A 23,324-nucleotide genomic window follows, 5' to 3' on the forward strand; every position below is an offset into this window, starting at 1 on the left:
CTATACGCCCCAGGCGACTGGTTTATTGGCGTGATAATCAAAAACGCCTCTGATTATAAAGAGATCTTTTTCGTTTTCTTGTCCGGCTCTTTCAATCGCCACTCGCCATCGACCACGGCCCGCACCCTCCTGCGCTTGCGGTAAATCTACATAGGTGTAGTTACCTATTTTTTTTCGGCTGACACGACCGGCTTCAATATCCTGAATGATGTGCTCAAGTTTGGCTTTGGCATTGTCTGGCAGGAGCCCTTTTTGAGTGTCTGCCAGCTCATCCAGTTTCACGATGTTGATGGCGGGATCGCGGATAGGGATTGGATCTGGGACGGTCGAGGGCTTTGGCCGAGTGGAGGGTTTATCAATTTTGTGTGTTTGAACGCGGGGTGTTTCAAATTCTAAAGGCGTTGAGAATTGAGGCAGCTCATTTTCAAATTTTGTGATGGTGTTACTGTCGACCATGTGTGCACCCGCCTGCGGACCTGAGGGGTTGCCTCGCGATATCACGACATAAGGAACGCCGGATTTTTTAAAATCCTCTGAATAGGAAGGTACCTGAAGCCGTTCGAGTTTCTCCTTGAATTTTTTTGCCCTGAAGGCGCGATAAACCTGCAGGGTCTCACCGTCTGCCAGAAGTTGATCCAGTGCCGCTTGAGGTGTGATGTTGTGATCTGACGCTATTTTGTTAATCGTTGCTCGCCGTCCATGTTCACCCAGAAAAGCCTCGAACACGTCCCTTTCCCAGGTCGAAAGCTCGTATTTTTCCGAGAATTTCTTCAGCGCGTTCAGCTGTCTTTGGGTGATGGCGTAGCCGGCAAATTGTGCGCCAGTGTCGGTGTCTGTAATGCTGATCGAGTACCTGATTTGTTTTGAAAAGTTCTCATTTTTTCCAATGATTCTTTTTACTTTGTTAAACAGTTGGTCCTGTTCTGAGGCAGACAGAGGCGGGATAAAGAATCGTGCGGAGCCGTTCAGGTGGTAATAAATGTCTAGTTCAGACTGTAGGTTTAACAGGGCGTTGCGTAATACATTTTTAGCGCGTGGGCTTAAACGGTGGTGTTCCGATAGCCTGCGGCGAAACTCGGCTTCATCTACATGGCCACCCACCTGTTGCCGGGCGTTGGTGAGTAAGTTTTTTTTCTGGGATTCACTTAGTTTTTCAATGAGCTCTTCGGAAATACGGATGTCCGATTCTTTTGAGTAAACCCGCAGTGCCGCGATCAGGTCGGCATCCACTTGCTGTGCCGCGGTGAGAGGGCGCAGGGCGCCCAACACGGAGCCTCCCCCTTTAGCGTTTCTTTCGAAACGCGGCTTCCAGCTTTTTGCGTCTCCCGGCACGACCATAAAGTCCACGTTGTTGCCTGCCGGGTCTTTTACATAGCGCGCGCCGCCCTCTGCATAGGACTGAAACAGGTGATAGCGCCCGGCGTCGTCCCGCATCGCGATAAGTGGGTTATTGTGCCGGTCGAAAAAAATCGGGGCGCTGCCCGACTGGCGCGACAACGCGTATTGGTTCATCCGGGCAAATCTTTCTACGTCAAAGAACGAGTCCGTTTGTTTAGGCAGCCGATACGGTGCGACATCGATCCAGGCGGGCTCCAACGGCCGGATTGAGGCCCCTGACATTGCGATGCTGGCTTTTTTGCCCGGGTCGATTTTATTGACAAGCCCCGGGATCCGGTGCCCCAGCTGTTTGGCCCGGGCTAACCCTTTATGGATACTCTGGCGCAAAAGCGACAATGCGGGTTTGCCGGGTATCAGCCCGAGCAGACTGTCGGCTATCTCAGCGCCAAACATAAAAGCGTTTACCGCTGACTCCCGGGAAATTTCAGCATTGCTCCGTGAGCGGTGATCGGCGTGTGCGAGTTGAAAGCCCAGTTGCGCCGAATACAGGTACGCATGGAAATGACCGGTGATCGGCGTCAGGGCGTAGCGGTGTACACCGCGCGTATCGTTGAAGATCCGCGTTATCTCTTGCGCATCTTTAGTGGCCATACGCGGGATGAAGTAGGCCTTCCATTCGGGCTTGGCTTTCAGTGTGTCCAACTCCGCCAGCCCGTTGACCAGTTCCCTGAAGGGCACGCCATCCGGAGCATCTGGGGTATGCAGCACACTGACCCCTTGGGGCTTTGTACCTTTTCGGTTGATGACGAGGACGTTATTGATGACCTGTCCCCCTTGACCCCTTTCCTGCGCACCGCCCATCACTAGCAGGTTGACCACTATCTCGAACGCGTTAACCCGGGGGCGCGTGGTTGAGTCGGGGTGTTCCGTAATGGCTTTGATCCAGTCAAACCCACTGCCGGGTGTCTGGAATATAAACAGCTTGGAGGCGTCAGGATTCAGCCGGCTCTCGAGGGCGTCCTGGTTTATTTTCGCTGCGTAGGCGCGCTGCCAGGCCGTCGCAAAAGTGTTTCCCGCGCCGGTGTGCGAGAAGGCTGATCTCAGGTACTCGGCGTATTTTCTGCCGATGTCGGCCTCTGTGGCGAGCGCACGCAAATCTGCGTTGTCGAGCGTGCCCCACTGTTTACCGGCGGTGTCGACAACAGTGGCGGTGGCGCTGATGGTTCTGTGTATGTCATGCGCAGACCAGGGGTCGACATTGCGCTGGGCATAACTTCCCAGTGTCCGCAGGTCCACGATGACCTGGGTACTCCAGGTGCCCCATGTCAGTTTTCGTCCCGACATAAACTGTGGGATGTTTATCTTGCAGTCTTCACTGACATAGACAGTGGCGGTTTCCTCGTCACGATACCCCGTCGCCTTGTAAGCGCTGGAAGCCGATACACGCAGGCGTACCAGGCTTCTATAAGGGGCAATGTCCACGTTGGCATAGGCCGGCTTTTGCTGTTTCAACACGGTGTCGGTCTCCTCCTGGGAGAACGCTTCCAGCGTCGAGACCTTCTCGAGAAGAGGCGCGAGCGCCTGATTGCTCTCAATCATCGCCTTTTCCAGTTGCCTGTACCGCACCTGATCTTGCCCATCGGCCGTTTTCAGCCAGGTGGGCTCGACCTCTATCAGGCGCAGGTTGCGCTGCGTAAACGCATCGGTGGCATTTAACTGCGGCGTCAGATCCGCGACCAGATCGAGCGCGCCTGTCGAGGGTAATGTCTCCTGGCGCAAGGCTTCGCGGATGGCAAAATATTGCCGGATCCGCAGTGAACGGATGCTATCTGTCATGACATCAGCACTTATCTGCGACGGATGCGCTGCCAGCATGGGCCTGTTACTCAGCCCTGCACGTGCGGCAGTCGGCAGGCTTGCGATCAGCAATTTCCCCGCCGATCCGCCAGCCTGTAGACGAGTGGAGACGGTTTCATTCAGGCGCTCCAGGCTTTCAAACTCCTCAAATTCCTCGCTCGGGCTATACAGCATCACGCTGCCCGTGGGAGGCGTGCCGTCGCCAGTGCTGAGGATGAATGCGCCGGCAAAATCACTGCCACCCTCCAGCGTCAACCGGTGTACCGCAGGCCTGTTGTCGGCGCTAAACGCCTGTTCCCGCGCCGCAGCACTTGGGTACTTGAGCACATTGTCGGCCAGTGTTCGTCCATTCGCCGACAGCGTGCCGTCAACTGAGCGCAATGCCAGTTGATGGGCCAGCAGTTGCCGGCGCAGTGCGACCAGTTGTTCCTCTGGATTAGGGTGTGCATCGCGCGCTGTCCTCCAGAAACTATTCATGCTTACGGTGATGGCTACTTCCAGAACGCTCGCCAGCGTCGCTGTCGGCACCACCGAAGGGAGGCGTTTATCGGCGTCAAGGGTGCCGCTCTCTCGGAAAAAGGCGCCGGCCTCTTGGGCCAGATAGGTCTCTGCGTCAGGCGCGCGCAAACGCTTCAGTAGCAACCCCAACGGTTCGCTGGACAGGCGTTGCTTTTGCCCCTGCTGGTCCTCCCGGTAACAGCTGTAAAAAATCTGGTTTGGATTGATGGGCCGATGCATGTCGGGAAAAATCGCGGCCAATTGCTGCTGGTAAAGGCTGTCTGGGCTTGGCTGTTGTCGTAGCAGTTCATGGGTTCGGGAACTGAGCCTATCAAGCTCACGGATAAGGTGTATCTGTTGTTCGTCGGTCGATAACGAAGCCGGCGGCACCACTGGCAGCGTCAAGGGGGATGAGGGATCAAGGGGGGCGCTGTCGGCCTGGACCGATTGCGGGTCGTCAACCAGAGATTCCTGGGAGGAGGGCAGTGAACTATGCATAGGTAAACTCTTATAACTGGGGCAGCGCATCGCAGGTACTGCGTGCCTGGCTGAATATGAGTTTGCGAGTGTAGGAGCGCCGGTATAGGGCTTAGTGGTATATGTCTGTCGGATAGAAGCAGCCTTGGCAGCGTGTCTGGGTGGACACTTCAGTGGCCCCAAAAGTAAGCGGTTGCCTGCGCATGGAGCGCATGTGATCCTTGGCGCTTTTCAATCCGAGGCGTTTATTCCATGCCCATGACTATCCGCATCGCCGCTGCCCTGCTGATTGGCAGCGACGGTCAAACCCTGCTGGTGCGCAAGCGCGGCACCCAGGCGTTCATGCAGCCGGGCGGTAAGATCGACGCCGGCGAACAACCCGCCCAAGCCTTGGCCCGTGAGCTGTTTGAAGAGTTGAACCTGCGCATTGAGCCGAGCGACGCCGTGTACCTGGGCCACTTCTCGGCACCGGCTGCCAATGAGCCGGGGTTTACCGTGGAAGCCGAGCTGTTCCAGGTGCACATCGACGTGGCGGTGATGCCCGCTGCTGAAATCGAAGAAGTGCGCTGGATCGACCCGGCCGGTGATGGCGGCCTGCAACTGGCGCCGTTGACGCGCGATTTGATCCTGCCGTTCTATCGCCAATCGCTGACCTGCGACGCATGATTATTCGCGCGCTTGGGGCCAGTAACGCCGAGGCTTATCGGGCGTTGATGCTTGAAGCCTACGGTGCTTATCCCGAGGCGTTTACCTCCAGCGTGGCGGAGCGCGCCCGGATGCCGTTGAGCTGGTGGGAAAAGCGCCTGGACAACCCGCTGGATCAATTGCTCGGCGCTTTTGAAGGTGAAGTGTTGGCCGGTATTGTCGGCCTGGCCTTCGAGCCGCGTGAGAAGGCGCGCCACAAGGTGACCTTGTTCGGCATGTACGTGAATGGGGCTTACCAGCAAAAAGGCCTGGGCCGCCAGTTGGTGGAGGCGGCACTGGCCGAGGCGCGCAAACATCCGCGCCTTCAAGTGATTCAGCTGACCGTCACTGCCGGTAACGACGCCGCCTTTGCGTTGTACCAGCGCTGCGGCTTTATCCAGTACGGCCTGGAGCCGCTGGCGGTGCGGGTGGGTGAGGAGTATTTCGACAAGATCCACATGTGGCGTGAACTCAACGCTGACTGAAATCCCCGGTGCCCACTCAAGCCAATGTGGGCGTTGGCTTGCCTGCGATGCAGACCCCGCGGTCTGGCTGTAGCACCGCGGCGATGCCGTCCCAGCATAGGTATGTACACGGCTTTCAACGGCCGTCACATTCCTCCGTGGCGAGCGGGCTCGCCTGCTACAGATTCTGCGTTCAACCTATGGTTATCGCAGGCAAGCCAGCTCCCACAGGTTGATCGGTGTTGTCTAACGCACGGCGCTGACGCCGTCCAACGTCGAAAACGACGTGTCCTTGGCCGTCAGCAAAAAGTCGCGCATGTACGGCGCGTCCAGCATGTCCGCACGAATCCCCGCATACAACGTCGCAAACAAGCCTTTCTCGCCCAACCGCTTGGCCTTCACGTACCCGCGCGAGCTGTATTCATGCAGCGCCCAATGTGGCATGCCGCATACGCCACGGCCGCTGGCCACCAGTTGCATCATCATCACCGTGAGTTCCGAGGTGCGAACCTGGGCCGGTTCCACATCGGCCGGTTCCAGGAAGCGGGTGAAAATGTCCAGGCGGTCGCGCTCCACCGGGTAGGTAATCAGGGTTTCGGTGAGCAGGTCTTCGGGCACGATGTACGACTTGTTCGCCAGCGCGTGCTGGTTGGCCACGGCCAGCATGGCTTCGTAGGTGAACAACGGCACATAGGTGATGCCCGGCAGTTCCAGCGGGTCGGAGGTCACCACCAGGTCCAGGTCGCCCCGCGCCAGCGCCGGCAGTGGGGCGAAGGCGAAACCGGACGCCAGGTCCAGCTCGACTTCCGGCCAGGCATCGCGGAACTGGTCGATGGTCGGCATCAGCCACTGGAAGCAGCTGTGGCATTCGATCGCCATGTGCAGGCGCCCAGCGGTACCGCCGGCCAAGCGTGCAATGTCACGCTCGGCGCCCCGTAGCAGCGGCAGGGTGGCGTCGGCCAATTGCAGCAGCCGCAAACCGGCGCTGGTGAAACGCAGCGGTTTGGTCTTGCGCACGAACAATTGCATGCCCAGGCGTTCTTCCAGTTCCTTGAACTGGTGGGACAGCGCCGACTGCGTCAGGTGCAGGCGCTCGGCGGCTTCCACCAGGCTGTCGGCTTCGCGCAGGGCATGCAGGGTCTTGAGGTGGCGGATTTCCAGCACGGCGGCCTCCATGAATAAATTTTGTGCTCAATGATAAAGCATTGAACATTATTCATGTTGGCCACGGTGCCATTCGGATTATGTCCGTGGCAGGAAGTGCTTCTCGGCGATGGGGGCGTGTTGTCGACGCGGTACCCAATGGTTGCCTGGGGATCGAGTTCGATGGTTGAAAACAAGGTTTGCTGGTGGTCGAGCAGCCAGCGCTCCATGTCTATGCGCTGGGCGAAACACCTCCAGGCAGGCGCTTGGGTCGGCAGGTACAAACGTTGGCTGACTGGCGGATTGCCGTCGCGTGTCAGCACCCAGGCCCCGGGCAGGGTGAGCGTGCTGGCCGTGGCAAGCGTGAGGAAAATTTGCTCCGCGTAATCCTTGTGCCCTTCAGGCCCAGGCGTAGGCGCAGGCGGATGAAAAAGAGCAAGTAGCGGTTGGAGTGCAGGTGTCTGCACGTTTCCTTGGGCCAGCAGCGTCAGGCCGGACGCTTCGAAGTGGATTTTATAGCGTTCGCCGGCTTTGGCACGCCATGACAGGGGAGAGTGAGTGGCCCGCTGGGTCCAAAGGTAGCGTCGCCAGTTGTCCTTGATCGCTTGCACCAGGTTCAGTGTCTTGAGCTCATCAAACAGTATGGCCCGCGTGTAATTCGTCAATCGGTGGTGGGGCGGCAAATAGAGGGTTTTGCCTTCGGGTATTTGCCGCGGGTCTAGGGTGGGACGCTGTTGCTGGTAAAGGCAGGCCTCGGTCATGGACAACCGGGCTGCCCCACGTTTGCCGGTGGCAAAAAATTTCACCCCAGTGCGTTCGCCATCCAGTTGCAAGTGTTCTTGGAGCATCTGGTTGATGGTGTTGCGTACCTATGGGGTGCCCGCCATCAGCTCGCGCATTTGCAGGCAGCAGCCTTGCCAGCGTTGCGTGCTTGGGTGTCGTCATGGTGGAGGCTCATTCATTTAAACAATGATTACAGAGCGATCGCCATGACCCAGGGTGGGATGTAACTATCGGACGACCGTTGAGCGGCCTTCATCAAACTGTCACGTAACCGTGGCAGCGCGCTTGAACAAACTTCATCAGACTCGCGCTCTACTGGGGTTCTGCGTTTCGGTGTTTTTCATGCGCGTGTTGCTTTTACTGGCCGCTCTATTAGTCGGCCTGCCGTCTTTTGCGGCGTCTCGATGTGATGTCAATGTTCCGACCCAAACGGTCGACCTGGCTCAGGTGAGCATCGCTTACCAGAGCATCGGCCGTGCGTCCGACCCTGCCTTGTTGCTGGTGATGGGCCTGGGCGGGCAGTTGATCCACTGGCCGGATGAAGTCGTGGTGGCCTTGTGCGAACAAGGTTTTCGGGTGATTCGCTACGACAACCGTGACGTTGGCCTATCGACTTGGCGTCAGGCCCCGGCCAGCGCCAACCTGACCTTTGAAGTGCTGCGCTACAAGCTCGGCCTGCCGGTAGCGGCGCCGTATACGCTGACCGACATGGCCGACGATGCCTTGGGGCTGATGGACGCCTTGCAGATCCGCCAATTCCACGTGCTGGGTGCGAGCATGGGCGGCATGATCGCCCAGCACCTGGCGGCCATGGCGCCGCAACGGGTCGAGAGCCTGACCCTGATCATGACCAGCTCCGGCGCCGAAGGCCTGCCGGCGCCCAATGCGGCGTTGGTGCAGTTGTTGTCGCGGCGCAGTGCACCCAACCGTGAGGTGGCGCTGGAGCAACAGGCCGACCTGCTGGCGGCGTTGGGCAGCCCGAATGTGAAAGATGATCGCCAGGTGTTGCTGCATCAGGCGGCGCTGTCCTACGACCGCGCTTTCAACCCGGAGGGGGTCAAGCGCCAGATCATGGCGATCCTCGCCGAGCCCAGCCGCGTGCCGTTGCTCAACCAGTTGCGCGTGCCGACGTTGGTGGTGCATGGCACCGCCGACCCGTTGCTGCCGGTGATGCACGGCGTGCACTTGGCTGCGCATATCCAGGGCAGCCAGTTGAAGTTGATTCCCGGCTTGGCGCATCGTTTTCAGGAGGCGTTCAAGGCGCCGTTGCTGGCGGCGGTGTTGCCGTACCTGCAAGCCCACCGCGAAGATGCCGCGCATTGGGCGCAGATTGACTTGGGGCAGCCTTCGAAGGTGTTGTGAAGTTGGTGTATCGTGCAACTTTTGCGGCACATTAATGCCAGCGAGGTTGCCTACCATGAGTACTCCCCTGAAAATCGATTTCGTCAGCGACGTGTCTTGCCCCTGGTGCATTATCGGCCTGCGTGGGTTGACCGAGGCGTTGGACCAGTTGGGCGCTGAGGTGCAGGCTGAGATTCATTTTCAGCCGTTTGAGCTGAATCCGAATATGCCTGCGATTGGGCAGAACATTGTTGAGCACATTACTGAGAAATACGGCTCCACTGCTGAGGAATCGCAGGCTAACCGTGCGCGTATTCGTGACATGGGGGCGGCGTTGGGCTTTGCTTTTCGCAATGACGGTCAGAGCCGTATCTACAACACCTTTGATGCGCATCGTCTGCTGCATTGGGCGGGGTTGGAGGGGTTGCAGTACAACCTTAAGGAAGCGCTGTTCAAGGCTTACTTCACTGATGGGCAGGATCCGTCCGACCATGCGACTTTGGCGATTATTGCTGAAGGTGTTGGGTTGGATGTCAAGCGTGCTGCTGAGATTTTGGCCAGCGATGAATATGCGGCAGAAGTGCGTGAGCAGGAGCAGCTGTGGATTTCTCGGGGGGTGACTTCGGTGCCGACGATTGTGTTTAACGATCAGTATGCGGTGAGTGGGGGGCAGCCGGCTGAGGCTTTTGTTGGGGCGATTCGGCAGATTATCAGTGAGGCTAAGGGCTGATGGTTTCGTTTGGTGGTTTGAGTACATATCCGTTGCTGCGGTAACGGCCACCTAGGGTTCCGCTCTTACAGCGGGTCACTTTTGGAAGGACCCAAAAGTAACCAAAAGGTCCTCGCCCCACCACTCGGCACCTCGCTTAGGCTCGGTGTGCCCTCACTCCGGCTTGAATCCGTGGGCCGCCGCGATGGGCCATCCTTGGCCCAGCGCGGCTAACCCGGCGTCCTGCCGGGTTACCCACGGATTCAAGCCTGCGTTCGGCCAGCGTGGTTTAACGGGGCGTCTCAGATCAAGATCAAGATCAAAAGCAAGAGCACGGCGGCCTAGTAGCCGACCTGAGTGGTTGAAGCAGAAGCAGGGCAGAAGCACAGCGGCACACTTTCTGTCTGATGTACCGAGATCCAATTGTGGGAGCGGGCTTGCTCGCGAATGCGGTGGTTCAGTTACAAATAAGCTGACTGACCCACCGCATTCGCGAGCAAGCCCGCTCCCACAGTTTTGACCGAGTTCAGATGCCAGTACCGGCGTGCTCTGCTTTTCTGTGGGAGCTGGCTTGAGTTCAGCTTCCAAGTTCAGGTCGGCTGTCAGGCCGCCTCGGCTTTGCTTTTGATTTGCTTCAACCACTCAGGTCGGCTACTAGGCCGCCGTGCTCTTGATCTGCTTTTGATCTTGATCTTAGGCGCCCCGTTAAACCACGCTGGCCGAACGCAGGCTTTGGAGCGTGGGTAAACCGGCAGGACGCCGGTTTAGCCGCGATGGGCCAGGGATGGCCCATGGCGGCGGCCCACGGTCCAAAGCCGGAGTGAGGGCACACCGAGCCTAGGCGAGGTGCCGAGTGGTGGGGCAAGAGCGTTTTGCTTACTTTTGCGCTTTTCAAAAGTGAGCCGCTGTAAGAGCGGAACCCATATCAGCCGTTACCTAAATAACGGATATGTACCCAGCCACCAGCCACCAGCCACCAACATCCAGCCCTTCAATCAAACTTGTAACTGATCGCCGTCTGCACCTGTCCCTGATTCACATTACCCGTCTCTTTGACGATGGTGCTGTTAGCCGCCGACCCCACCAAGTGCGTCCAACTGGCGCTGGCCAACAACGACCAATGCGTCGCCAGCGGAAATTCAAAACTCTGGGTCAACGTCAGGTTCTGGAACCCCGCACTGGCGTTATAGGCGCGAATACCCGAAGCCGCAGACTCCTTGTCATCAACACCAAAAAAGGCCTGCGTCTGACGAGCATCGGCAAAGTGCGCCATCAGCCCGGTGCTGCCGATGATGCCGCCACCGAGCGGGTAGCCCAGCTCGCCGCCGAGTTTGCCCAGCACACCACTGTGATCACGGCTGCCGCCCACCGCTTGGCCGACCTGCGCATACACACGCCAAAACTCAGCCGGTGCGTATTGAATGAAACCCCCGACCTCCGCCATATCCGGTACATCGCGCAACCCGCGCAGTGAGCCATTGGCCGTGCGGCCCGGCAGGTAGTTGATGTACGGGCCGGCAGTGATGCCATTGGTATTGAGCGCGCTCCAAGTCAGGCCGTCGTCGGTACCCAGGCTGACATTGCCCCAGTCCAGGTCGAAGTAGGGAATCGGCTGGGTTTCGTAGCGGCTGCCAGTGGGGTCGTGGGGTTGGTAGCTGACGCCTGCGCCCACTTCGCCGGTAATGCCTTCGGCGGCTGCCGAGCTGGAAAAGCTCCACAGCCCAAGCAAGCCGGCGAATACAGCAGAAGTAACCTTGACCATGGAGCGTTTCCTTATCTGAACTTGCGCGCATTCACGCGCGAAGGGCATCCCTGACGCAAGCACTCATCTTGTTTGTAGCAAGCTACAAAAATTGTAGCTCCTGCGACACATTTTACCCGCAGTAACGGCCAAAGCCCCAGCCCCGCTGGGCTTTAACCAGTTGGCACAGTCCCTGCTATATCCCTGTAGCAAGCGCATTTAGCGCGCTCCTCTTCAAGCCCTCCAACTCAAGGACAGGCAATGATCCAGTGGCATATCGTGTGCGACTTCGACGGGACCATCACCCCCACCGACGTCATCGACAACGTCCTCCAACGCTTCGCAGGCGAAGAGTGGGAAACCATCGAACAGGAATGGCTGGATGGGCATATCGGTTCACGCGAATGCCTGAGCCGCCAACTGGCGCTGATCAAGGCGACCCCGGCTGAACTGCTGGCGTACTTCGACAGCGTTGAGATCGACCCGGACTTCCCGGACTTCGTTGATCACGTCATGGGCCTGGGCGCGACCATCGAAGTGGTCAGCGACGGCATCGAACAAGGCATCGCGCGCATCTTGTCGCGCAACTACGTGACCTTGCTGCCGATCCTCGCCAACCGCTTGCGCCAGGTCGACCAGAACAGCTGGCGCATCGACTTCCCGTATTCCAGCGATGCCTGCCGTGCCGCTTCCGGCAACTGCAAGTGCAAATCCACCCCGCGCAACAAGCGCGTGCTGGTGATCGGCGACGGCAAGTCCGACATGTGCGTGGCCTCCACTGCTGACTTCGTTTTTGCCAAAGGCAGCCTGGCCGATTACTGCGAAACCAACAACATTCCTCACGCGCGCTTCGACACTTTCGCCGAAGTGACCGCATTGCTGGCCAAGCTGCCTCAGGGCATCGCCGCCAACGCTGGCAGCTTTACTGCCGACCTCTCTATTGAAAATCAGGAACTCTTCCACCATGTCTGATATCCGTATCGCCACTGCCGAAGACCAGATCCTTCTGGATAAAGAAGCCAAGTACTGCTCCTACGGCGACACCGTTCACTACATCGAGCCGCCGCGTATTTTCAGCCGTTGCGAAGGCTCCTACGTGTGGGACACCGAAGACCAGGCCTACCTCGACCTGCAAATGTGGTACTCGGCGGTTAACTTCGGTTACGCCAACCCGCGCCTGAACAACGCACTGAAACAGCAGATCGACACCCTCCCGCAAATCGCCAGCCAGTACCTGCACAAAGGCAAGATCGAGCTGTCGGAAATGATCGCGGTCGACGCCAAGAAAAAATTCGGCCTCGACGGTCGTGTGCACTTCAACGTTGGCGGTTCGCAGTCCATCGAAGACTCGTTGAAAGTGGTGCGTAACGCCTCCAACGGCAAGAGCCTGATGTTCGCCTTCGAAGGCGGCTACCACGGCCGTACCCTCGGCGCCTCGTCGATCACCTCGAGCTTCCGCTACCGTCGCCGCTATGGCCACTTCGGCGAGCGCGCCAACTTCATCCCGTTCCCGTACCACTTCCGTGGCCCCAAAGGCATGACTAAGGAAGAATACGGCAGCCACTGCGTGCAGCAGTTCGCCCGTTTGTTCGAGACTGAATACAACGGCGTGTGGGACCCGAAAACCAACCAGTGCGAGTACGCAGCCTTCTACGTCGAGCCGATCCAGGGCACCGGTGGCTACGTGATTCCGCCGATGAACTTCTACCGCGAACTCAAGCACGTGCTGGACCAGCACGGCATCTTGATGGTGTCGGACGAAATCCAGATGGGCTTCTACCGTACCGGCAAGCTGTGGTCGATCGAGCACTTCGACGTGCAGCCGGACGTGATCGTCTTCGGCAAGGCGCTGACCAACGGCCTGAACCCGCTGGGCGGCATCTGGGCGCGTGAAGAGTTGATCAACCCGAAGATCTTCCCACCAGGTTCGACCCACTCCACCTTCGCCTCCAACCCACTGGGTACGGCGGTCGGTTTGGAAATGTTCAAGATGACCAGCGAAGTCGACTACGGCGCAATGGTCATGGCCAAGGGCAAATACTTCCTGGAAGGTCTGCAAGACCTGCAGAAACGTTTCCCGATCATCGGCGATGTCGACGGCCTGGGCCTGGCCCTGCGCTGCGAAATCTGTGGCCCGGATGGTTTCACCCCGGACAAGGCGACCCTGGACTACATGGTCGAGGAAGGCATGAAGGGCGACATGGTCGTGGATGGCCAGAAACTCGGCTTGATCCTCGACGTGGGCGGCTACTACAAAAACGTCATCACCCTGGCACCGTCGCTGGAAATCAGCTACCCGGAAATCGACCTGGGCTTGAAGCTGCTCGAGCAACTGCTGGTGCGAGCGACAAAACGGTGAGTACTTCCGGGTTCGACCTCGGCGAAGGTGATGCCGGCTTCGTTCTCGGTGAAGGTCCGGTCGGGATCCTGTTGATCCACGGCCTGACCGGCACCCCGACGGAATTGCGTCAGGTGGCAAAAGGGCTGGCCAAGGCGGGTAACTGCACGGTGTACGTGCCTACCCTGGCCGGGCATTGCGGTGACAACAGCGACCTGCAGGCCACCGGCTGGCTGGACTGGTACGAAGGCGTGCGCAAGACCTTCGTACAGGTCAAGCAACGCCACGAGCAGGTGTTTGTCGGTGGCTTGTCCATGGGCGCGGTGATGTCGATGTACGTGGCCGCCGAGCACCCTGGCCAAGTCGCCGGGCTGTTGATGTATTCCACCACCTTGAAGTACGACGGTTGGAGCATTCACAAGCTGGCGTTCCTGACGCCGTTGCTGATGAAGATTCCCTTCGGCGTGCACATCTGCCGCTTTGAAGAAAAGCCGCCTTACGGCATCAAGAACGAGCGCCTGCGGGCCATCGTCGAGCGCCAGATGAAGGAAGGCGAGAGCAGCGAGGCCGGCTTGCTGACCATGGAGGGCATCACGGTGCGCGAGTTGCACCGCATGAACGCCGTGGTCAAGAAGCGCATGCCCGAGATCAAGGTGCCGGCCCTGGTGTTGCACTCCATCGAGGACGACATCACCAGCCGCTGGAACGCCGACTACGTGGAACGCCACTTGGGCGGCCCCGTGACCAAGATTTTGTTGGACAACTGCTACCACATGATCACCGTCGACCTGCAATACCGCCGGGTGATTGAGTTGAGCGCTGAGTTTGTCGAGCAACACGCCGAGGCTATCCAGGCACCCGTAGACTATCGGCAGCGGGCATAAGCCTAAGGACGCGACGTGATCACCGCCCAAGCCTTTTCAACCATCCGGGCCATCCAGCGCAGTGCCTGGAACGACTGTTTTCCCGGAGCTCTGGAGGATTGGGATTTTTACGTCGCCGTGGAAAACGCCGCCATCGATGAATTCAAATGGCGTTACCTGGCTGTATACGAAGATGAAACGCTGGTGGCCGTCGCCGCCGCGTTCATCACCCATTATCGCCTCGACACCACGGTGTCGGGCGCCGGCAAGCGCTTTACCGAGCGCCTGGAGCGACTGTGGCCGGGTGTTTTGCGTTTGCAGTTGTATGCCATCGGCTCTCCGGTGGCCGAGCGTTGCGATGCGGGAATTGCCAGTAGCGTTCCTGAGGGGCAGCGCCCGCTGTTGATCAAGCACTTGCTTGAGGCTGCACGCCAGGATGCCCACGCATTTGGGATTGGCCTGGTGGCGGTCAAGGACGTGCCGACCAAAGACCCGCACTGGGCGGCGAGCTGCCGCGCTGCGGGATTTCAAACTATGCCCAGCTTGCCCAGCGGTTTGCTGACGGTGCCTTACGGTTCGGTGGACGCCTACCTGGGCTCGTTGTGCAAATCGACCCGCAAGGACCTGCGCCGTAAACTGCGTGCGCCGGGACCGCGCGTGGAGTGGCGGCATAATATCGATGACGTGCTGCCTGAGGTGATGCGCCTATACGAGGCCACGCTCAGCCGCGCCGATTTGCAATTCGAACGCCTGCCGGCCACTTACTTCACCGGCGTCCTCGAACGGCTTGAAGGGCGTGCGGTCTGTGTTTTGTATTGGGTGGACGAGCGTCTGGTGGCGTTCAACCTGATCCTGTTGGACCAGCACCGTTTGATCGACAAGTTTTTCGGGCATGACATGCAATTCAGTCGCGAATACAGCTTGTACTTCAGATACTGGCTGACCAATGTCGGCTATTGTATTGCGCACAATATTCCCGTGTACGAGTGCGGTCAGGACGGGTACGCGAGCAAGCTGCGCCTGGGTTGCGAGTTCCGGGGCAACAGTATGTTCTTCCGTCACCGTAACCGGCTGGTCAATGGCCTGCTCAAACTCGTGAAAATGTACATAAGACCGGATCGTTCCGACCCTGCCATGGCTGCTGCGATAAGCGAAACCTGATGATCACCAAAACCCGCCAGAAAGCCCGCCCCTTTGCCATTTCGCGCTGGAGCGTCCAGCGCAAGCTGGTGCTGGCGTTCTGGCTGGTCAGCGTCATTCCCACCATGATCGCCGCCGAGCTGGCCGCGACCACGCTGTCGCAGATTTTCGACAGCAACGTGCGCATCTGGCTGCAAGAGTCGACCAAGATCGTCAAGGACGAGATTGGCGATATCCTTCATGACAACGCGCGCATGGCCAAGCTGTTCATGCGCTACACCAGCCCGCCTTCGAGCAGGCAGGCTGCCAAGCATGACCGACTCACGGCCGATATCGCCCAGGCCACGGATATAGACGTGGTCTCGCTGATTCGCGTGAGTGACCACAAGATCGTGTTCAGCACGGCGCCTGACGATGTCGTCAAGCAGATCAGCCTGACCAGCAATGCGGTGCTGCAAACCATCCAGGTAGCCGGCGTAAATACGGGCCTGGTGGTCTCGACGTTCGAAAGCAACCAGGAAGGCGTCGACTACGTATTGTTGGTGGCCACTTACCTGGACAGCAGCTTCCTCACCAGCGTGGCCGATGTGCACTCCCTCGACCTGCGCCTGTACCTGGCCAACCCGTCGGGCTTTAACGAAATCTTCTCGACCCAACGGTTCGAAAATCACCCCTCGCGCATCCCCAAGGATGTCGAGACGGCGATGCGCAGCACCAAGCAGCCGAGCGAGCAGTTCACCAACAATTACAGCGGTTTGTACTGGCCGATCTTCAATGACGCCGGCGAACTGCAAGGCGTGATCTTCAGCGGCCTGCTGCGTCACACCAGCCTGGTGGGGCTGGTGAACCAGAGCAACCTGTTCGTGCTGATTTTCCTGCTCAGCTCGGCGCTGTCCCTGGGCGCCGGTGTGCTGGTGTCACGGCGCCTGACCAAGCCGCTGCGCGATTTGTCTCAAGGCGTGGGGGCAGTGATCTCGGGCAATTACGAGCACCGCGTGTTGGTCACCGGCGGCGATGAGCTGGCCCAACTGAGCAGCACCTTCAACCACATGACCGAGCGCCTGGGCGAGTTGCATCACCTTGAAGCCCAGTTGCGCCGCCGCGACCGGCTGCACGCCCTGGGCGAAGTTGCCATGGGCCTGGCCCACGAAATCCGCAACCCGCTGGGCATTATCAAGACCGCCACCCAGTTGTTGCACCGCCGCGCTGACTTGCCGGAAACCGACAAGCGCCACTTGGAATACGTGATCAGCGAGGTCAGCCGCATCAACGACCTGATCACCGAATTCCTCGACTTTGCCAAGCCCAACCCGCCGTTGCGCGTGTTGCAGGCAGTGCGCCCGCTGGTGGAGGAAATACTCGGCTTTTGCGGCCCGGAACTGGCCACCCATAACATCGACGCGCACATCGATGATCAGGCGCCCGGTGCGACGATCTATGCCGATGCCAAGCAGCTCAAGCAGGCGTGCCTCAACCTGATTCTCAACGCCATCGATGCGATGCCCGAAGGCGGGCGCCTGACCCTGGGCATTCGCAGCGTAGGCGGCAACACGGTGATCAGCATCGCCGACACCGGCCAAGGCATCCCGGCGGATATGGTCGAGCGGATCTTCACGCCATTCGTCACCACCAAGGCCTCGGGCACAGGCTTAGGCCTGGCAAAAGTCTATTCGATCATGGAGAGTCACGACGGCAGCATTGAATGTGCCAGTGAGAAAGATGCCGGCGCCACCTTCAGCCTGTACATTCCGGCCCACGGTGAAGACGACGGCGACGATGAGGAAGGTCATGACGCATAACGTATTGGTAGTCGACGACGAGCCCAAGCTCTGCGACTTGCTGTCCTCGGCCTTGAGCCAGAACGGCATTCAGGTATTCACCGCGAGCAACGGCCTGCACGCACTCAAGGTGCTGGAGCAGGAAGACATCGACCTGGTGATCAGTGACTGGCGCATGCCGGGCATGGACGGGCCGGCGCTGTTGGCTGAGATCAAGGTGCGTTTCCCAGAACTGCCGGTGATCGTGATGACCGCCTATAGCACGGTAAAGAACGCGGTGCAGTCGATGCGCAACGGCGCCTATGACTACATCGCCAAGCCGTTCGACATCGACGAGCTGGACATCACAGTGGCCAAGGCCTTGCAGTTTCGCGACATCATGCGCGACAACGCGCGGCTGCGTGCCGAGCTTGACCACCATGCGCAGTTCGACAGCCTGGTGGGCGACAGCCCGGCGTTTCGCCAGGTGCTGCACGCAATCGACTCGGTGCGTGACAGCAACGCGACCATCCTGCTGACTGGCGAAAGCGGCACCGGCAAGGAAATGGTCGCCCGCGCTATCCACAAGCACGGCAGCCGCGCCGACAAGCCGTTCGTGGCGGTTAATTGCGCGGCCATCCCCGACGGCTTACTGGAAAGCGAGATGTTCGGCCATCGCAAAGGCGCGTTCACCGGCGCCGTGGCGGACCGGGTCGGGCGCTTTATGCAGGCCGACAAGGGCACGCTGTTCCTTGATGAAGTGGGGGATATGCCCCTGGCCTTGCAGGCCAAGATTCTGCGCGCCTTGCAGGAGCGGGTGATCGAACCGGTGGGCGACCCGCGTGAGCGTAAGGTGGATGTGCGAGTGATCGCCGCCACCAATAAAAACTTGCTGGACGCGGTGGCCAATAAAGAATTTCGCGAAGACCTGTATTACCGCCTCAACGTGTTCCCGATCCCGCTGCCGGCCCTGCGCGAACGCGCCGAGGACATCGTGCCTCTGGCCCGGCACTTTGCCCAGACCCTGAGCGCCACCGCCGGCAAACGCGTCACTGGCTTCAGCCCTGAGGCGTTGCAGGCCATGGCGGCTTACAGCTGGCCGGGGAACATTCGTGAACTGCAGAACTGTGTGGAGCGCGCGACCATTGTGGCGGCATCGCCTGTGATCGAAGACATTGACCTGCCGGCGTATCTGTTTGCGTCCAGGCCTGCTGGAGATGGCGTTACGGCGCTGCTGGGTGACAACCCGAGCGTGCCTGCGGACCTGGACGCGGCGCTGGCAGAAGTCGAGAAAACCTACATTCTGGCGGCGTTGAATGAGAGCAACGGCGTGCAGGCGGCGGCTGCGGCGAAGATCGGGATTTCCGAGAGGAGCTTTTGGTATCGGTTGAAGAAGTTGGGGATTCAGGTCGACAAGATCGTGCGCTGATTTTCCAGGCGTCCCATCATTGTTCTAAATGTGGGAGCTGGCTTGCCTGCGATAGCCATAGGTTTCTACGCAACTCGGGGTTGGGTAGATATGGGTACATATCCGTTGCTGCGGTAACGGCTACCTAGGGTTCCGCTCTTACAGCGGGTCACTTTTGGAAAAGAGCCCCAAAGTAACCAAAGGGCTCTTGCCCCACCACTCGGTGCCTCGCCTAGGCTCGGCATGCCCTCACTCCGGCTTGAATCCGTGGGCCGCCGCCATGGGCCATCCTTGGCCCATCGCGGCTAACCCGGCGTCCTGCCGGGTTACCCACGGATTCAAGCCTGCGTTCGGCCAGCGTGGTTTAACGGGGCGCCTCAGATCAAGATCAAAAGCAAGAGCACGGCGGCCTAGTAGCCGACCTGAGTGGTAGAAGCAAAAGCAGAGCAAAAGCAGAGCAAAAGCAGAGCACCACCCTATCTAGCTGATGTAATGAGATCCCAATGTGGGAGCGAGTTCGGCTGCCAGCACCGCAGTGCTCTGCTTTTCTGTGGGAGCTGGCTTGCCTGCGATGGCATCAACTCGGTGTACTTGATAGACCGAGGTGTCTGCATCGCAGGCAAGCCAGCTCCCACATTTGATTGAGTTTCAGCCTCCAAGATCAGGTCGGCTGTCAGGCCGCCTCGGCCGTGCTTTTGATCTAACCACTCAGGTCGGCTACTAGGCCGCCGTGCTGTTGATCTTGATCTGCTTTTGATTTTGATCTTAGGCGCCCCGTTAAACCACGCTGGCCGAACGCAGGCTTTGGAGCGGGGGTAAACCGGCAGGACGCCGGGTTAGCCGCGATGGGCCAAGGATGGCCCATGGCGGCGGCCCCCGCTCCAAAGCCGGAGTGAGGGCACACCGAGCCGGAGGCGAGGTGCCGAGTGGTGGGGCAAGAGCGTTTTGCTTACTTTTGCGCTTTTCAAAAGTGAGCCGCTGTAAGAGCGGAACCCATATCAGCCATCACCCAAATAACGGATATGTACCCAGCGACCCCGCGATAACCACATCAGGTATGGAAGCGCACCCACACACTCACCAACACCGTCGCCGCCATCAACCACGCCACCGCCGCCACGGCGAGTGAGGCTTCCAAGCGCATCCGGTCGACCATCACATACAACGTCGCCAAATACACAAAATACGGAATGATCGACCACATCCCAAACACGATGGTGGTCTTCAAATCCTCCACCGAACGGCCCTTGCCGACGATGTAATGCGCAATCAACGCAAAGGTCGGAAACAACGGTACTAACCCTGCGATGTAATAGTTTTTGGTCTTGGCCAACGCCGCCAAGATCAGCACCACTGCCGCGCCAATGGCGGCCTTCAGGAGTAGATCCATCAGTGACTCAACCCATATTTTTTGACCTTGTCGAACAGGGTGGTCTTGGCCATGCCCAGTTCCTGGCTGGCCTGGGTCAGGTTGCCACCGCTGCGTTGCAGGGCATCCACCAGCAGGTTGCGCTCGAAGGCTTCCACGGCTTCAGTAAAGGCCAGGCCATGGTTGACGGTGCCGTTGCCGGTTTTCTTGAAGGCCGGCAAGCCCAAGGCGAAGCGCTCGGCCACGTTGCGCAGTTCACGCACGTTGCCTGGCCAGTCATGGCTCATCAGCGTTGAAACGGTCTGGTTGTCCAGCTCCGGCGCGGTGCGGTCGAAACGCAAAGAGGACTGCTGCAGGAAGTGTTCGAATAATTGCAGGATGTCTTCGCGGCGCTCGCGCAGGGGCGGCAGTTCCAGGGTTACCACGTTGAGGCGGTAGTAAAGGTCGCTGCGAAATTGGCTGGCGCGGCTCAGCTCGTCAAGGTCGGATTTGGTGGCGGCGATCACCCGGCAATCCACCGCCACGCTCTGGTTCGAGCCCAGGCGTTCGAGGGTGCGCTCCTGCAACACCCGCAGCAATTTGATCTGCAGGTTGATCGGCATGCTTTCCACTTCATCGAGAAACAGCGTGCCCTCGTGGGCATGCTCGATTTTGCCGATGCGCCGCTTGCCGGCGCCGGTAAAGGCGTTGGCTTCGTGGCCGAAGATCTCGCTTTCGAATAGGTTCTCCGGCAGGCCGCCGCAGTTCAAGGCGACGAACTGGTGGGAATGGCGCCGGCTGAAGTCATGCAGGCAGCGTGCAACCAATTCCTTGCCGGTGCCGGTTTCGCCTTCGATCAGCACGTTGGCCGATGTGTCGGCGACGTTGGCGATCAGTTCGCGCAGGTTCTGCATGGCCGGGGAGCGGCCGATGATGCGGCCTTCCAAGGAATCGCGTTCGGCCAATTGGCGGCGTAAAGACCACACTTCTCTCGCCAACCCGCGTTGCTCCAGGGCGCGGCGCGCCACGTCGACCAGGCGCTCGGGGGAGAAGGGTTTCTCCATGAAATCGTAGGCACCGTTACGCATGGCGCCGACGGCCATCGAGATATCGCCATGCCCGGTGATCAGCACCACCGGCAGGCTTTTATCCAAGGCCTTGAGGCGTGTCAGCAGTTCCAGGCCATCGATGCCCGGCAGGCGAATATCGCTGATGACGATGCCGGCGAAGTTCTCGCCGATGCGCTTGAGCGCTTCTTCGGCACTGCCCACGCCCACGCTGGGAATGTCTTCCAGCGCCAGCGCCTGTTGGCAGCCGAGCAGCACATGGGGGTCGTCTTCGACGATTAGAACGGTGAGGTCGTCTTTTGCGGCTGTCGTGTCTGTATTCATGTCGACTCAGCTTTTTTGAGCGCCCACCAACGGCAGGCACAAGACAAAGGCAGTACCACCACTGGCTGGGTGTTCCACGGCAAGGTTGCCGCCGGTGGCCGCCGCGAGGCTGGCGGAAAGGGTCAGGCCCAGCCCCAGGCCTTGTTCGCCGGGTTTGGTGGTGAAGAACGGTTCGAATAAATGTTTGCGCGTTTCGGGGTCGATACCATGGCCGTTGTCACGCACGCGCAGGCGGTATTTGCCCTCAAACACGTGGCCATCCAACCACAGTTCGGGCGCAGGTTGGGCCTGCATCGCGTCTAGCGCATTGCCGATCAGGTTGACCAGGATCTGTTCCAGGCGCGTCTGGTCGATCTGCAAGTGGGCGTTGGCGAAGTCGCGGTGCACGGTCAGCGGCAGGCTGTCGAGGCGGGCACTGAGCACCTGGAACGTCGCGTCCACGGCTTTACCGAGGTTGGCTTCGCCCTGGTCATCGCCGCGCCGGGCAAAGGAGCGCAGGCTGGCGGTGATGCGGCCCATGCGGTCGATCAGTTCGTTGATGGTCTTGAGGTTAGCGCTGGCGGTGTCGAGGGCGCCACGTTCGAGGAAGCGTACGGTGTTGCCCGACAGCGTGCGCAGCGCCGCCAGTGGCTGGTTCAATTCATGGGCGATGCTGGTCGACATCTGGCCGATGGCCGCCAGCTTACCGGCCTGCACCAGCTCATCCTGGGCGCGGCGCAGGGTTTCTTCGGCCTGGCGCCGTTCACGGATCTGGCCCTTGAGTCGTTCGTTGCTGGCGCGCAGGTCGCTGGTGCGTTCGGCAATCCTGCGTTCCAGCTGGCTGTTGGCTTCCTGCAAGGCTTCCCGTGCGGCGAGGCGGGTGGCGATGACCTTGCGCCGCTCGTTCCAAGCGATCAGCAAAAACGCGACCAGGCCAAATGCGACGGCCACCAGAATGCCCTGGTTGATCGCCGCTCGGCGCAGGTCATTGAGCGGGGTCAGCAGGGTGAAATTCCACGGTGTGTCGTAGAGCGGGCGGGTTTGTGCGAGGTAGCTGACCTCGTGCTCATCGTTGACCACTTCACTGTTGGCCAGGAAGGTCAGCTTCTCGGTGCCTTCATTCAGACGTTCACGGGCCAGGGGCTCCAGCTCGTTCAGCGTCGCCCAGTAATATTGCAGGCTGTGGGCCAGGCGTTCCTTGGTGTCATCGCTCAGTGGGCGTACGGCCTTGAGCCGGCGCGCCGGGTCGCTGGAGAGGATGATGATGCCGTTCTCGTCGCTCACAAAGGCTTCGAGGCGCGCACGCTGCCAGCGTTCCTCAAGGGCTTCGAGGCGCACCTTGACCACGGCAACGCCGATGATCTTGCCGTGTTCTTCCAGGCCGTGGGCCAGGTAGTAGCCGGGTTCGCCGTTGGTGCTGCCGATGCCATAGAAGCGCCCCGGCTGGCCGCGTACGGCATTTTGGAAATAGGCGCGGAAGGACAGGTCTTCACCCTGGTAACTGTCGGCATCGCGCCAGTTACTGGTGGCCAGCACCCGGCCGGTGGTGTCCATCACATAGATAGCCCGGCTGCGACTGCGTCGGTTCAGGCCTTCGAGGTAACCGTTGACGGTTTTGCGGGTTTCCTGGCTCGGGTCGGCCAGCAGCGTGGAGACGCTAGACTCCAATTCCAGGAGGCTGGGCAGGTAGGTGTATTTGCTCAGTTCGCTTTCGACGGTGCGCGCGTGCAGCTCCAACTGGCGTTCGCCGTTGTCGCTGAGGGTGCGGATGCCATAGTACTCACTGACCCAGAAGCCGATATAACCCAAGCCGATCATCAGGGCGATGATCAACGGCGGCAGGAACAGTTGACGAATCAGACGAGGTTTCACGGCAAGTGATGGCGGTGCGGCGCGAAATTGGTTGGGGTCGCATTTCATCACAGATGCCTTGGGTCAACCAGAGCTTGCCAGCCCTGGCACGGACCTGTTTGTGTGGGAGCCTGGCTTTTGTGGGAGCCGGGCTTGCCCGCGATGCAGACGCCACGGTATCACAGGGGCACCGAGGTGATGCCATCGCAGGCAA

General features: G+C 59.6%; 17 protein-coding genes. 10 read left to right on the top strand and 7 right to left on the bottom strand.

The features are described 5' to 3' along the window. Positions 1-4,098, bottom strand: a complete 4,098-nt coding sequence (locus KZH41_RS07230; RefSeq protein ID WP_263274600.1) for a dermonecrotic toxin domain-containing protein — start codon at positions 4,096-4,098, stop codon at positions 1-3. Positions 4,099-4,422: 324 nt separating this feature from the next. Here KZH41_RS07230 and KZH41_RS07235 point away from each other — a divergent pair, with 324 nt between their 5' ends. Continuing rightward, positions 4,423-4,836, top strand: coding sequence for an NUDIX hydrolase (locus KZH41_RS07235; protein WP_263274601.1), 414 nt, complete (start codon positions 4,423-4,425; stop codon positions 4,834-4,836). Beyond that, positions 4,833-5,339, top strand: coding sequence for a GNAT family N-acetyltransferase (locus KZH41_RS07240; RefSeq protein ID WP_242154656.1), 507 nt, complete (start codon positions 4,833-4,835; stop codon positions 5,337-5,339). Before KZH41_RS07235 ends, KZH41_RS07240 begins: the two co-directional genes overlap by 4 nt. A 225-nt stretch (positions 5,340-5,564) precedes the next feature. Here the strand turns inward: KZH41_RS07240 and metR are convergent, their stop codons facing one another. Both metR and KZH41_RS07250 read right to left on the bottom strand, forming a co-directional pair. After that, positions 5,565-6,482 (bottom strand): transcriptional regulator MetR, encoded by a 918-nt coding sequence (metR, locus tag KZH41_RS07245; RefSeq protein WP_057012200.1) that lies wholly within the window; start codon positions 6,480-6,482, stop codon positions 5,565-5,567. Next, on the bottom strand, positions 6,398-7,309 hold the full coding sequence (locus KZH41_RS07250; protein WP_263274602.1) for a hypothetical protein: 912 nt from the start codon (positions 7,307-7,309) through the stop codon (positions 6,398-6,400). The genes metR and KZH41_RS07250 overlap by 85 nt, the downstream gene beginning before the upstream one ends. 277 nt (positions 7,310-7,586) lie before the next feature. Here KZH41_RS07250 and KZH41_RS07255 point away from each other — a divergent pair, with 277 nt between their 5' ends. Together KZH41_RS07255 and KZH41_RS07260 are read left to right on the top strand one after the other, a co-directional pair. Next, entirely contained in the window at positions 7,587-8,606 is a 1,020-nt protein-coding gene (locus tag KZH41_RS07255) for an alpha/beta fold hydrolase (RefSeq protein ID WP_094950909.1), read from the top strand. A gap of 55 nt (positions 8,607-8,661) precedes the next feature. Further along, a complete protein-coding gene (locus KZH41_RS07260) occupies positions 8,662-9,315 on the top strand; it encodes a DsbA family oxidoreductase (protein WP_094950908.1) in 654 nt (217 codons plus the stop codon). Positions 9,316-10,285: 970 nt separating this feature from the next. Here the strand turns inward: KZH41_RS07260 and KZH41_RS07265 are convergent. Then, positions 10,286-11,056, bottom strand: coding sequence for a MipA/OmpV family protein (locus tag KZH41_RS07265; RefSeq protein ID WP_242154663.1), 771 nt, complete (start codon positions 11,054-11,056; stop codon positions 10,286-10,288). A 240-nt stretch (positions 11,057-11,296) separates the two neighbouring features. Here KZH41_RS07265 and KZH41_RS07270 point away from each other — a divergent pair, with 240 nt between their 5' ends. From KZH41_RS07270 to KZH41_RS07295, 6 genes are read left to right on the top strand one after another with little or no spacing between them, the layout of a single operon-like run. Next, positions 11,297-12,007: an MtnX-like HAD-IB family phosphatase gene (locus tag KZH41_RS07270; protein ID WP_094953700.1), complete on the top strand. Its 711-nt coding sequence runs from the start codon at positions 11,297-11,299 to the stop codon at positions 12,005-12,007. Further along, positions 12,000-13,394, top strand: a complete 1,395-nt coding sequence (locus KZH41_RS07275; protein ID WP_083359925.1) for an aspartate aminotransferase family protein — start codon at positions 12,000-12,002, stop codon at positions 13,392-13,394. The genes KZH41_RS07270 and KZH41_RS07275 overlap by 8 nt, the downstream gene beginning before the upstream one ends. Next, complete coding sequence (locus KZH41_RS07280) at positions 13,391-14,257, top strand: alpha/beta hydrolase (RefSeq protein WP_094953701.1); 867 nt, start codon at positions 13,391-13,393, stop codon at positions 14,255-14,257. The genes KZH41_RS07275 and KZH41_RS07280 overlap by 4 nt, the downstream gene beginning before the upstream one ends. A 15-nt stretch (positions 14,258-14,272) precedes the next feature. Beyond that, complete coding sequence (locus tag KZH41_RS07285; protein WP_094953702.1) at positions 14,273-15,397, top strand: GNAT family N-acetyltransferase; 1,125 nt, start codon at positions 14,273-14,275, stop codon at positions 15,395-15,397. Continuing rightward, positions 15,397-17,175 (top strand): sensor histidine kinase, encoded by a 1,779-nt coding sequence (locus KZH41_RS07290; RefSeq protein WP_094953703.1) that lies wholly within the window; start codon positions 15,397-15,399, stop codon positions 17,173-17,175. The genes KZH41_RS07285 and KZH41_RS07290 overlap by 1 nt, the downstream gene beginning before the upstream one ends. After that, positions 17,165-18,562, top strand: coding sequence for a sigma-54-dependent transcriptional regulator (locus KZH41_RS07295; RefSeq protein WP_094953704.1), 1,398 nt, complete (start codon positions 17,165-17,167; stop codon positions 18,560-18,562). Before KZH41_RS07290 ends, KZH41_RS07295 begins: the two co-directional genes overlap by 11 nt. Positions 18,563-19,592: 1,030 nt before the next feature. On the opposite strand, the gene KZH41_RS07300 is transcribed toward KZH41_RS07295, so the two are convergent. The 3 genes from KZH41_RS07300 to KZH41_RS07310 are packed head-to-tail and all read right to left on the bottom strand — an operon-like array spanning position 19,593 to position 23,179. Continuing rightward, positions 19,593-19,931, bottom strand: coding sequence for a GlpM family protein (locus tag KZH41_RS07300; protein ID WP_094953455.1), 339 nt, complete (start codon positions 19,929-19,931; stop codon positions 19,593-19,595). Then, the gene (locus tag KZH41_RS07305) at positions 19,931-21,280 is read right to left on the bottom strand and encodes a sigma-54-dependent transcriptional regulator (RefSeq protein WP_094953454.1); all 1,350 of its coding nucleotides are present in this window, start codon (positions 21,278-21,280) and stop codon (positions 19,931-19,933) included. Before KZH41_RS07305 ends, KZH41_RS07300 begins: the two co-directional genes overlap by 1 nt. A gap of 6 nt (positions 21,281-21,286) precedes the next feature. Then, positions 21,287-23,179 (bottom strand): sensor histidine kinase, encoded by a 1,893-nt coding sequence (locus KZH41_RS07310; RefSeq protein ID WP_094953453.1) that lies wholly within the window; start codon positions 23,177-23,179, stop codon positions 21,287-21,289. Positions 23,180-23,324 lie beyond the last annotated feature (145 nt).

It is taken from the genome of Pseudomonas sp. YeP6b, assembly GCF_025642995.1.
Lineage (GTDB): Bacteria > Pseudomonadota > Gammaproteobacteria > Pseudomonadales > Pseudomonadaceae > Aquipseudomonas.